At 38.9% G+C, this 12,385-nt stretch carries 12 protein-coding genes; 9 read left to right on the top strand and 3 right to left on the bottom strand.

Annotated features, from left to right (window positions below):
* Positions 1-13 precede the first annotated feature (13 nt).
* Together BW935_RS11540 and BW935_RS11535 are read right to left on the bottom strand one after the other, a co-directional pair.
* Positions 14-1,348, bottom strand: a complete 1,335-nt coding sequence (locus BW935_RS11540) for a S41 family peptidase (RefSeq protein ID WP_076501635.1) — start codon at positions 1,346-1,348, stop codon at positions 14-16.
* Positions 1,349-1,399: 51 nt separating this feature from the next.
* Positions 1,400-1,789 carry a Dabb family protein gene (locus BW935_RS11535; protein ID WP_076501633.1) on the bottom strand — a complete coding sequence of 130 codons (390 nt, stop codon included), beginning with the start codon at positions 1,787-1,789 and terminating at the stop codon, positions 1,400-1,402.
* A 78-nt stretch (positions 1,790-1,867) separates the two neighbouring features.
* Here BW935_RS11535 and BW935_RS11530 point away from each other — a divergent pair, with 78 nt between their 5' ends.
* From BW935_RS11530 to BW935_RS11520, 3 genes are read left to right on the top strand one after another with little or no spacing between them, the layout of a single operon-like run.
* A complete protein-coding gene (locus BW935_RS11530; protein ID WP_076501631.1) occupies positions 1,868-2,854 on the top strand; it encodes an aldo/keto reductase in 987 nt (328 codons plus the stop codon).
* A gap of 18 nt (positions 2,855-2,872) precedes the next feature.
* Positions 2,873-4,177, top strand: a complete 1,305-nt coding sequence (locus tag BW935_RS11525) for a glycosyltransferase family 4 protein (RefSeq protein ID WP_076501629.1) — start codon at positions 2,873-2,875, stop codon at positions 4,175-4,177.
* Complete coding sequence (locus BW935_RS11520; protein ID WP_076501628.1) at positions 4,152-5,258, top strand: DegT/DnrJ/EryC1/StrS family aminotransferase; 1,107 nt, start codon at positions 4,152-4,154, stop codon at positions 5,256-5,258. The genes BW935_RS11525 and BW935_RS11520 overlap by 26 nt, the downstream gene beginning before the upstream one ends.
* Here the strand turns inward: BW935_RS11520 and BW935_RS11515 are convergent.
* Entirely contained in the window at positions 5,242-6,030 is a 789-nt protein-coding gene (locus BW935_RS11515; RefSeq protein WP_076501626.1) for a CRISPR-associated endoribonuclease Cas6, read from the bottom strand. The genes BW935_RS11520 and BW935_RS11515 overlap by 17 nt on opposite strands.
* A gap of 155 nt (positions 6,031-6,185) precedes the next feature.
* Between BW935_RS11515 and BW935_RS11510 the strand changes: the two genes are divergently transcribed.
* From BW935_RS11510 to BW935_RS11485, 6 genes are all read left to right on the top strand, one after another.
* On the top strand, positions 6,186-6,761 hold the full coding sequence (locus BW935_RS11510) for a peptidylprolyl isomerase (protein WP_076501624.1): 576 nt from the start codon (positions 6,186-6,188) through the stop codon (positions 6,759-6,761).
* Between the two features lie 28 nt (positions 6,762-6,789).
* Positions 6,790-7,755: a vWA domain-containing protein gene (locus BW935_RS11505; protein ID WP_076501622.1), complete on the top strand. Its 966-nt coding sequence runs from the start codon at positions 6,790-6,792 to the stop codon at positions 7,753-7,755.
* Positions 7,756-7,775: 20 nt separating this feature from the next.
* Positions 7,776-8,624: a hypothetical protein gene (locus BW935_RS11500; RefSeq protein WP_076501620.1), complete on the top strand. Its 849-nt coding sequence runs from the start codon at positions 7,776-7,778 to the stop codon at positions 8,622-8,624.
* Between the two features lie 240 nt (positions 8,625-8,864).
* Entirely contained in the window at positions 8,865-10,043 is a 1,179-nt protein-coding gene (locus tag BW935_RS11495) for an acetyl-CoA C-acyltransferase (RefSeq protein ID WP_076501619.1), read from the top strand.
* A 105-nt stretch (positions 10,044-10,148) separates the two neighbouring features.
* A complete protein-coding gene (locus tag BW935_RS11490; RefSeq protein ID WP_076501617.1) occupies positions 10,149-11,261 on the top strand; it encodes a toxin-antitoxin system YwqK family antitoxin in 1,113 nt (370 codons plus the stop codon).
* Positions 11,262-11,354: 93 nt separating this feature from the next.
* Positions 11,355-12,296 (top strand): phosphoribosylaminoimidazolesuccinocarboxamide synthase, encoded by a 942-nt coding sequence (locus BW935_RS11485; RefSeq protein ID WP_076501616.1) that lies wholly within the window; start codon positions 11,355-11,357, stop codon positions 12,294-12,296.
* Positions 12,297-12,385: the final 89 nt, after the last annotated feature.

The raw sequence follows: 12,385 nt of genomic DNA, 5'->3' as shown, positions 1-12,385 counted from the left end.
TAAAAGTTTGTTGTTAATAGACTGGGAATTCTTTCCATAGCCCATGAAAATCATCAATCATATTCCATTGATCTTTTTGAGAGGCTGATGCAAGTCTAGCTCCTACATTCCCTGTTCTGATATATTCCAAAGCAGCTCTAAATCGAGCTTCATTAGGATCACCCCAATTTCTAGCCGGATCATCCTGAACTGTAAAATTAGCAGGGAATCCATCAAAATAATCCGCTCTACCATTGGCATTATCTATGGCAAATGTGATGGGTACTACCTCAACATTGTTTTCCACCAGCGTCCTGCTATCAAAAGAAAGTGGAAATGACCCAACAGGTTTACCGTAGGTATTATCACCAATCAAAACAACTTCCATATACGGATCTAAGCAATTGATCACCAATTCTGAAGCAGATGCAGATCCTCTAGAAGTAATAAAAATCACTCTAGAAAGCTCTAAATTCCCTGTCTTACTAAAATTTACCGATCTATTATTGTTAGATCTTGGTTGATTATGTCTATTGGTGTACATGACCCTTCCAGACCCAGCAGCTGGGACCAAATAATTCAATAATTGCGCCGTCACTGCCACAGAGCCTCCCCCATTGTACCTCAAGTCGATGATCAATTCATCTATACCTTGCTCCATAAAGTAATTAAAAGAGTCTTCTACCTCTTGGCTTCTCGTTGGATTTGAAAGGCCTGGTGTTTGACGGAAACTTTGATACACCCAGTATCCTACTTTTTTACCTTGATCTTCGATGACATTTCTATGCAAAACAGAATTGGATTGAAATGAAGCTTTTGTTATGGTTGTAGTCCTTTCAGATCCATCAGGGAGTCTATGCTTGAAAGTATTGTTGATACCAACTTCATTTGGGCCTAATTGAAAATTATAACCTGATGCAGTACGGTAATCAGCAATCGGCTTACCATTGATCTCAAGTACTTCCCATCCTCGCTGCCAACCATCTTGTCCCGCTGGAGCAGCATCATAGACAAACGATATATACATCCGATCATCAACAAGCGAAAAACCAAATCCATGTGCTCCAGTCACTGTTCCTTGAAAAGCAGCAGTGAAAGCCTCTTGCGTGGTGATATAGGACCATCTATCTAAATCTTTGTAAAGAAGGGCATTTAATAATTCCTGATTGGTGCTGTACCTACTCACATCTACATTTGCAGGTAGTCTGTCATTCCAGAAGTACCATCGGTTCATGGTCTCTACTATTGCATTTTTGACTGCGTTTTCTACTCTTGCAGGATCAGGATTTTCATCTTCGGGATTACATCCGAATCCAATGAAGATTACAAGAAGTAAGAATGAAACTTTCAAATATTGAGTCAATCTCATAAGGTGTTCATTTTAATGCTTTATATAAACGAGGTGATTACGTGATTTAGTTCACACGAAGAAGTCGTATATTTTGACATCAGTCCATTTGGCACTATGATCTTCTATGAAATGTAAATGAATGGGGTCTTTCTGATAGCTGTCATGAGCCTCAACCGAATCAAAAATCACCAAACAAGCAACCGAATAGCTATCGTCAATGACTGGTCTCTTTGTAGTATCTGCTGGTGTTCCTACTTTAAAATCTAAAACAGATTTACACCTGGCAAGCATTTTTGATGCTATTACAAACTCCTCAACATTTACTTCTGGCTTGAGCCAAAAAAAGACTTGATGATAAAGTTGTTGACTTTCAATTGACTGAGCTACCAAAGTCCCTGATAGCGTGGCAGTGGCGCTTGCGAAAGCTACCTTCCTGATAAAATTTCTTCTTGATTTCATTTCTGATCTTTTGAAAGTTCTAAATATAAAAATTTAAATTGCTCTTCTAAACGAACCTATTAAATAAAAATAGAAGAGATGAAATATAGAAAACTAGGTAAAACCAACTTTGAGATATCTGAAATCAGCTTAGGAACTTGGCAAGTCGGAGGTGGCTGGGGAGGTACTTTTGATCATGCTGCTGCAAGCCAAATTATTCATACTGCACTGGATCAGGGTATCAATTTCATTGATACAGCTGATGTCTATGACAATGGACTCAGCGAAGCAGCTGTAGGAAAAGCCATCAAAGAAAGAAGCGAACGGATCTACGTCGCCACCAAATGTGGCAAACACATCAATCCGCATATAAACGAAAACTACCATCCCGAAGCACTGCGGAAATACGTAGAGACTTCTTTGAAAAATATGGGGCTAGAGACCTTGGATTTGATTCAATTACATTGCCCACCAACTGAAGTCTACAGAAGAGACGAGATATTTGAATTGTTTGATCGACTCAAGGAAGAGGGGAAAATCCAAAACCTCGGCGTGAGTGTAGAACAAATTTCTGAGGCCATGGACGCGATGCAATATGAAAATGTCACCACTGTTCAAATGATTTTCAATATGTTTCGTTTCAAACCATCAGAGTCATTTTTTCAAGCAGCGGCTAAAAAAAATATAGGAATTATTGTAAGGGTACCCCTCGCCAGTGGACTACTAGCTGGCAAGCTCACGAAAAACTCAAGTTTCGATCCAGAAGACCACAGAACATTCAATAGAGATGGTGCAGCATTTGACAAGGGGGAAACCTTCTCAGGTGTTCCATTTGAGATAGGGTTGGAAGCTGTAGAATTATTGAAGGAAGTCTTTGATGGGTCTGAGAGTCTTGCAGCTTGGGCTTTAAGATGGATTTTGATGTTTCCAGAAGTTAGTACCATCATCCCAGGAGCATCCAAAGTCTCTCAGGTCCTCAGTAATGTAAGTGCATCGAGTCTGCCTGCAATTGCTCCAGAGAAAATGGAAGAGGTCAAAAGAATCTACGATCAATATATTAGACAATACGTCCACCATCAGTGGTAATCACTAAGAAGGTTTCCCATGTCCGACAAATCACCCAAAAGAGTATTGATCATCACTTACTATTGGCCGCCAAGTGCTGGTTCAGGAGTACAGCGCTGGTTGAAATTCGCTAAATACTTACCTGAATTTGGATGGGAACCTGTAATTTTTACTCCCGAAAATCCAGACTTTGAGCTGAAGGACGATGGCCTTCAAAAGGAAATCGACATTAATCTGGAAGTCATCAAGTTTCCCATCTGGGAACCTTATGATATATTTAGAAAACTCAAAAAGGAGTCTATAAAGGATACTTCCAAAGTTTTGGAGAAATCAAAAAAAACGCTATTTGACAAATTGGGAATTTGGATCAGAGCCAATCTGATCATTCCTGATCCAAGAGTTTATTGGGTAAAACCATCTGTTGAATACCTTGAAAGTTTCCTTCATCGCAATCAGATCGATGCCATCATCACTACAGGCCCACCGCATAGCCTTCATTTGATTGGCAAATCCTTGAAGGAAAAAACTGGTATTGCTTGGTTTGCAGATTTTAGAGATCCTTGGTCGCAATGGGAATTTCTAGATACCTTACCAATGACAGGTCTGGCCAAAAAGCGTCATCAACGTTTGGAACATGATGTACTGAGAGCAGCTGACGCGGTAGCTACTATCAGCCCTACATTTCAGAAGGATTTGGAAAAGTTAGCTGGCAGACCAATTCACCTATTGACCAATGGCTTTGATCCTGCTGACCTTCCTGAGTCATTCCAACAAGTGAGTGACGATCAGCATCACTTAGAAATACTTTACACAGGAGTAATAGATGCTATCAGAAACCCAATCCCATTCTTAAACGCATTCCAAGAAGCTTTTGAACATGATTCAAGGAAGGTAAGATTGAGATTTGTGGGCAAAGTCTCCGAAAATGTCGACACTTATATCAATTCAAATATTTGGCTGAAGGAACATGTCATTCTAGAAGGTTATGTTAACCATTCAATAGTATTTTCATTTTATGAAAAAGCGCATCTGCTTTTACTGATACTGACTGACACTAAAAATGCTCAAGGAAATATTCCTGGGAAGCTATTTGAATACATGGCAACTGGAAGAAAAATCATTGCTCTCGGAGATCCTAAGGGTGATTCTGCCCAAATCATCCAAAAGGCTCATGCCGGAAATGTATTTAAACATGAAGATCATGCAGGAATCATCACTTTCCTGGAAAACTTCAAAGTTGACTATAGCACTGATCAGACTAAGAATCTCAAAACCTACTCTCGAAAATCGCTCACCCAACAACTTGCACAAATCCTAGATGCCATCCAACATCCCCTTTCTTGATTTAGCCAGATTTCCTGAAGACCTCAAAAACTCACTTCTGAAAAAATTCTCAGAAATGCTGAATGCAGGTTTGTTTTCTGGAGGAAAAGAAGTTGCTGCTTTTGAGCATAAGCTTTCGCTATACCATGAATCTCCCTTTGCTGTAGCATGTGCCAATGGAACAGATGCGCTAGAGATTGCATTGAGAGCTTTAAAAATTGGACAAGGAGATGAAGTTATCGTACCTGCTATCAGTTGGGTCTCCACAGCAGAGGTTGTTTGTCTAGTCGGAGCGAAGCCAATTTTTATTGATGTAGATCAGACTGGGTTAATCGATACTTCAAAGTTAGATCAAGCCATATCTTCTCGAACAAAAGCCATCATTCCTGTTCACTTATATGGACAAATGGTGGATATGCCTCGTTTGATGAAATATGTAAGGGGTAAATCCATAAAAGTAATAGAAGATACCGCACAAGCTTTTGGCTGTCATCTACATGGAAGAATGGCTGGAACTTATGGAGATATAGGATGTTTGAGTTTCTACCCAAGCAAAAATCTTGGAGCCCTTGGAGAAGCCGGAGCCATTATAAGTCAGCAAGCTGAGTATGAAACTGAAATAAGATCTTTGATCAATCACGGCCAATTACTCAGAGACGAGCACCTAGCCATTGGTAAAAATGCCCGAATCGATACCCTACAAGCTGGTTTTTTAAACATCCTATTTGAAAGTTTTGAAGCTTGGCAGCAAAAGCGAAAGTATTTAGCCAACATATATTGGGAGAGTTTAAAAGATGCAGCATGGCTTACCTTACCACCCAAGGCAATAGATGGATCTTATAATTTCCATCTCTATACCATTCAAACCACTTTCCGAAATAAGCTCAAAGATTTTCTAAAAAATTCGGGAATTCAAACGGTCATCCACTACCCCACTCCCATTCCAAAGATGACGCCTTACAATGATGGTCAAACTTATCCAAATGCGGAAAGGATATGTAATGAAATACTTTCATTGCCACTGAACCCTTGGCTCTCTGAAAATGAAGTACTCTACATTTGTGAGTCCATCAAAAAATTTAACCCTAATTCAGATTTTTGACATTCACGCAACCAAACCCTAGGGAGTTTTGGGCACCAAAACCTGCGTAGTAACCAAACTCTTGAAGCAGAGGGGAAGCTTTGAGTTTGAAGTCATATTTAAACCCTTTGAGATGTACCAATTCTAATTGATACATATTAAATACTATCTCTTCTTCTTCTATTTTAGAAATTGGCTGAAACTCAAATTCAGGGCAGTAATGCTCCAAATTTTTCAGTTCCTTCAATTCAGGTATAACCTTTGAAAATCTTTTCAATAAATCAGCCTTAAACAATTCACAATAACGCCCATCCGAAGGCTCTATAAACTCCGAGCCTCCTGTACTTAGGTTGTCAATCAAAAAAACAGGCGTAATCGTACTGTAGGTCATCACCCCTTTAAAAGTGGGAGGAGGAACAACTTCAACACTTTCAATCCTATATTCAACTATTTGCTGGGCATATGTAAAATTGATACGCTGTCCAAGGATTAATTGCTGGAGATAATAGACATCTCCATGATCAACCAACAACCTCAAATCCAATTGAGCACTTTTACCTAAATGGAAAAATGAACAGCTTTCTTCTAGCGAATCGATTGAGTCAAATTGAATCTGCGAAAAAGTAAAAGGGATGTACCTTACGCCAAGGGATTCATCCCCTAGGAAATTATGAAGAATTGAAAAATCAGCTTGCTCAAAAATCCCTTCTAGGCCAGCGGAAAGCTCATATTGGTAATTGATGGCAAATTGATTTGCCTTACTCACCCTTTCTAATTTGATTAAAAATTGCATAAGTTTTTCTTTAAATAATACCGCAAGTTAGCCATATCAAATTCCTCATGAAATACCATGTTCAGGGTATTTTTAAGTAATAAACACCAATAGACAGTAGTTGTCTTGATTTTTTCATACTTCTTATTTTAATTCCTTTCCCTATATTTATCACCATGAAATTCAACCTCGCATTCACCCTAGCTTGTTGGATCATTTCGCTTTCTCTTTCGGCTCAGCAAAAAGAGCCCATTGGCCTGATCAAAACTTCAGAAGGAGAAATCTACATCCAACTTTTCAAAGAGACACCCAATCATCGCCAAAGCTTTATCAAATTGGCTGATGCCAATTATTGGGATGCCTTCACTTTCAATAGAGTCATCCCTAACTTTGTCGCGCAAGCAGGTTGCCCTGATACGGAAGAAGGTTTCAATGACCCAGAATACTTGCTGGATCCGGAATTTGTCAAGGGCATCACACATGTCTATGGGGCTGTAGGCGCGGGCAGAGATGATAATCCCGAAAAAAGATCAGCTACTTGTCAGTTCTATATCGTTCACAATCAATCTGGACTGCATAGACTGGACAACAATTACACAGTTTTTGGACAAGTGATCAAGGGTATGGACGTAGTAGATCGCATCGTATTCAAAAAACGAGACGAAAAAGACGAACCACTAGAACCTGTCACCATGGATGTAAGCATTGTTTATTTGACTAATTCTGAAATCAAAAAATTAATCGGAGGGTAAATTCGTTTATATTTTATAATTTCAAGGCATGATTTGGGCATATCCTGACGGAAAATTAATCTTTTGGCTGGCAATCATTTTCGCATTGCTTTATGCCATATACTTATACCGATTCTATCTGATCAATAAGAGACTGAAAGTCAAGAATACACGACTTTTTCTTAAAATGACACTTAGAGTCAGCTATTTTATTTTATTTCTAATTGCATTATCGGGTCCATCGGTCGGTACCTCTATGAAAGAGGTCAAAGAAGAAGGTAAGGATATATTTTTTGTAGTAGACCTAAGCCAATCTATGAATGCAACGGATATCGGTCCCACTAGGCTACAAAGGGTTAAGTTTGAGTTGAAAAACATGGCAAAGCAATTTGCAGGAGATCGATTGGGCTTGATCATATTCAGTTCAGAAGCATTTATGCAATGTCCATTGACTTTTGACCAAAATGTCTTCAACCTGCATATCGATGGACTCAATACAAGCCTTGTGCCCAATCAAGGAACTGATTTGCTTGCACCTCTACAACTCGCAAAAGACAAATTCACTTCAGACGAAAGACCAGAAATGAATAGTAAATCAATTGTCCTGATTTCTGATGGTGAGGATTTCGGAGATAATTTTAGAAGTATTATTGGCGAGCTCAATGACAAAGGCATCAAAATCTTTAGCCTTGGTGTAGGTACAACTCAAGGGAGCACTATCCCAAGAGGTAATAGCCTGATTATAGATCCTAAAACCAATCAGCCAGCAATTACCAGACTTGAGGCTTCAAACCTTAAATACCTAGCCGCACAAACAGAAGGCGGATATTTTGAAATCAGTGATGAAAATCAAGAAATCCCTGACCTTATTGCTGCTATTGAAAGACAAGAAGGAGCAATCACTGGAAGTAGGATGGTAGAAGCCTCTGCTAATAAATATTTCTACTTCTTACTCGCTGCTTTGGGATTGGCATTGCTCGATATGATTTTACCATTGCGAACTATTAATTTGTAAGCTGACGTTAAGATAACAATATGCTCACAACCATCAGAACCATATTTCTAATAATGCTTTTCATTCCAAGCTCTTGGTTGCTTATTTCTAAAAAGAACAAGGCAATCAAAGCTGCTGCGGAAAGTTATGCTACTGCTAATTATGAAAAGTCAGTGGCAGACCATTTACTCCTCACTTCAGATTTTGATATCAATGATCCAGGCTTGACCTATAATTTGGGATTGAGCTATCAATACAATGGTCAAAAGGAAGAAGCACAAAGAACCTTCATGTCCCTAATTACTTCATCAAACAAGCAATTGGCCTCATTTGCTTATAATCACAATGGTATCCTACTCGCACAAGATCAGGCTTACGAAGAAGCATTGAATGCATTCAAATATGCCTTGATCAATGATTCTAAAAACGAAGCGGCTAGATACAATTATGAACTCCTAGCTCGATGGATGGAAGAGAATCCCGATCAACAAGATCAAAACCAAGAAGGAGAAGACGATGAAAATAAGGATGATCAAAAAGATCAAGACCAAGAGCAGCAAGAACAAGATAAAAACGACGAAAATAAAAAGGATGGTGAGGGTGATGAAGAGACTGACGATGATGAAGCTTCCAAGTCTGAGCAAAAAGAAGATAAGGATGGACAGAAATCCCAAGAAGAGTCTGAAAACAAAGAAAGTGAATTAGAAAGTGACCTGAGTGATCGAGAAAAAGCGATGAAGCAACTCAAGGAAAGACTCAAAGAGATGAACCTGACTCCAGAGCAAGCCGCACAGATTCTTGACGCCATGAATGCAGCAGAGTTACGCTTTATTCAGCAAAACCGCAAAAAACCAACCAAAAGACCAGATAGAGGCTTACCTGATTGGTAGACTATTGAGTATTGAGACTGGAGATGTAAGATTTGAGACTGGAGGTTTAGGACAAAAGAAATATTTGGATTATCCCATCTAATGAAACTTCTTAAATACCTCAAAAACAAAATGTATTCACTTAATTTGACAACTATAAATTAAACTAAAATCCACACCCAAACCTTACAACTTTCCAACCTTAAACCTAAATTTTAAAATTTGCAATCTTCTAATTTTAAATCATAAAATATAAACCCAATGAAAGAAGTATATATCGTAGCAGCAGTGAGAACACCACTGGGGAGTTTTGGAGGGAAATTATCAGGACTGTCAGCAACGGAACTAGGCAGTATCGCAATCAAGGGTGCTTTGAATAAAGCTGGAGTAGATCCTAAGGAAGTTGAAGAGGTGATGATGGGCAATGTCCTATCAGCTAACTTAGGTCAAGCACCGGCCAGACAGGCAGCAATTGGAGCCGGTATAGGTTATAATGTACCTTGTACCACTATCAATAAAGTTTGTTCATCTGGTATGAAAGCAGTCATGTTTGCAGCACAGTCCATCATGACAGGACAAAATGATGTGGTCGTAGCAGGAGGAATGGAAAGCATGTCAAATGTACCTTACTATGTCCCTAAAGCAAGATTTGGGTATAAGTATGGAAATGCTGAATTTGTCGACGGTCTTGCCAAAGACGGACTTTTTGAAGTTTACTACAAATTCCCAATGGGCAACTGCGCGGACAATACCGCAAAAGAAATGAACATCAGCAGAGAGGATCAAGATAATTATGCCATTCAATCTTATACCCGATCGGCAGAAGCTTGGAAAAATGGTGCTTTCAAGGACGAGGTAATCCCTGTTGAGTTAACTGGTAGAAAAGGAGAGAAAATCATCATCGATGAAGATGAAGAATTCAAAAACGTCATGTTTGATAAAATTCCTTCTTTGAGACCTGTTTTTGATAAAGAAGGAACCGTCACAGCGGCCAATGCTTCTACCATGAATGATGGAGCATCCGCTCTAATTTTGATGTCCAAGGAAAAAGTACAGGAACTAGGTGTGACTCCAATCGCCAAAATTCGAGGATTCGCTGATGCAGCACAGGATCCAATTTGGTTCACTACTGCTCCTGCCCTAGCAATCCCTAAAGCGATCAAAAATGCAGGATTAACAGAAAATGATGTAGACTTCTATGAAATCAATGAAGCATTCTCAGCAGTTGCGATAGCCAATCAAAAGCAACTTAATTTAGATGCTGACAAGCTCAATGTATTCGGTGGTGCTGTGTCTCTTGGACACCCACTTGGAGCCTCTGGAGCTAGAATCATCGCTACCTTGAACTCAGTACTGGGTCAGAAAAAAGGTAAAATCGGCGTGGCAGGAATCTGTAATGGCGGCGGCGGCGCTTCTGCCATTGTGATTGAGAAACTCTGATTTTGAAAATTCAATCCAATAAAATCTAAAAAGACAAAGAGCCTAAATTTCAAACTCTTTGTCTTTTTTTATATTATTACAATTTATAGATCATAAGGAATAAAAATGCGCATTAAACTATTGATATCTACTCTTATTTTTACTTTAGGATATAGCTATTTATTTGCTCAAAATCAAGAAATTAAAACATATTACGACGAGCAAAAATTGAAGATTAAAGAAGTATATCAAAAGGCAAATGGGATTAAGAACGGAACTTACACCTTATACTATGAAAGTGGGAACCTAGCTACTCGGGGGCAATACAATAACGGCAAACGAGAAGGTGTCTTCATTGATTTTTATCCTGATTCGGGAGATACCTTAAGGATAACCACATTCAAAAATGATAAAAAAGAAGGGCTTTCAATTGCCTATTTTGAAAATGGGAATATTTCACAAAAGGTCAATTATGAAGCAGGTCAGATACAGGGAGAGTTGATCAGTTTTTTTGAATCGGGTGAAGTCCGACAGCGCGCTACATTCAATGCGAATAGACCCGAAGGTACTACATTGATTTTTGCAGAAACAGGACAGGTACTAGAAGAAAAGAACTACATCAAAGGAGTACTGGAAGGAGAACAATTAGCCTACTTTGAAGATGGAACTGTACGCGCAAAATCAAATTATAAAAAAGGACAAAATCACGGCGAGCAAATCAGCTATCATGAAGATGGAAGTATACGATCAAAAGCCAATTTCAAAAAAGGCTATCAGCATGGAGAATTTTTACAATTTCATCCTGATGGAAGCCTAGCAAAAAAAGGGAAGTATAAAAATGGAGATCCTGATGGGGAATTTAAAAGCTATCATCCAAACGGACAATTAGAAGAAGTTTCCAAATACAAAAAGGGAATTCCCAGTGGTACTTTTATCTCCTATTACGAAGATGGGGCTATAAGAGAGAAAACATTTCACGATCGTAACTATCAACTTGTACAAATCGTCAGCTATTACGAAACTGGTCAGGTAATGAAAGAAGTTAACTTTGAGGGTGGAAGACAGCATGGCATGACCATAGTTTATCATGCAAACGGAAAGGTAAGAGAAGAACTTCCCTATCGAAGAGGAAGAATTCATGGTATTCAAAAATTATATACAGAATCGGGAGAATTGGTAGCTGAAAGGTTTTTTGAAGATGGGAAATTGACTGGTCAAACAGATCGAAGCAAAAAGTAGCGATAGGTAAATGACCTTAAAACTTGCAATTAATTCTAAAAAACAAGTTTCAATCCCACTAGCTTTTTCTATTTTTGTTCAAAGATTTTCAAAATGACAGGCGCTATTAAAGAAACAAATTTTAATTTCCCAGGACAGGTTGGCTTTTACAAAGGAAAAGTTAGAGATGTCTATATGTTTGACAAAACAATTGCTGTAGTTGCTACAGATAGAATCTCTGCATTTGACGTAGTACTACCCAAACCAATCCCTTTCAAAGGGCAAGTTTTGAACCAAATAGCAGCCAAGTTTTTAAAAGCTACAGCCGATATCGTTCCAAACTGGGTTACTGCCAACCCAGACCCCAATGTGACGATTGGAAAGAAGTGTGAGCCATTCAAAGTGGAGATGGTGATCCGTGGTTACTTAGCAGGCCATGCCGCTAGAGAATATGCCGCCGGAAAGAGAATAATCTGTGGAGTTCCACTTCCTGATGGATTAAGAGAAAACGACAAATTACCACAACCCATCATTACTCCTACCACAAAAGCAGATGAAGGGCATGATGAAGATATTTCAAGAGAAGATATTTTAAGAAAAGGCATCGTTTCTGAAGCAGATTATCTGGTGTTGGAAAAATACACCCACGCACTCTTTGAAAGAGGTTCACAAATGGCAGCTGAAAAAGGACTAATTCTAGTAGATACCAAATACGAATTTGGAAAATACGAAGGGGAAATTTACCTGATCGACGAAATCCATACACCAGATTCCTCTAGATACTTCTATGCTGAAGGGTATGAAGCCAATCAAAAAGCAGGTTTGCCTCAAAAGCAACTATCAAAAGAATTTGTAAGGCAATGGTTGATCAGTCATGGATTTCAAGGAAAAGAGGGTCAAGAAGTCCCTGATATGCCTTTCTCGTTTGTAGAAGAGATATCGGATAGGTATATTGAACTTTACGAGAAAATCACCGGAGAAAAATTCATCAAAGCAAATACCCAAAACCTAGAACAAAGAATTGAAGAGGCAGTTTTAGAAGAATTGAAGGGATAGAGGGAAAGGATAAAGGAGGAGTTTAGAAGGAGGAAAGAGGAGAAAGGAAAAAGGGAAAAGAGGGCTCGTTAAGGGCAGCAGAGCTGCAA

The organism is Belliella pelovolcani (genome assembly GCF_900156785.1).
GTDB lineage: Bacteria > Bacteroidota > Bacteroidia > Cytophagales > Cyclobacteriaceae > Belliella > Belliella pelovolcani.
The sequence above is the reverse complement of the archived record's forward strand: the minus strand, read 5'-3'. Positions and strand labels throughout refer to the sequence as shown.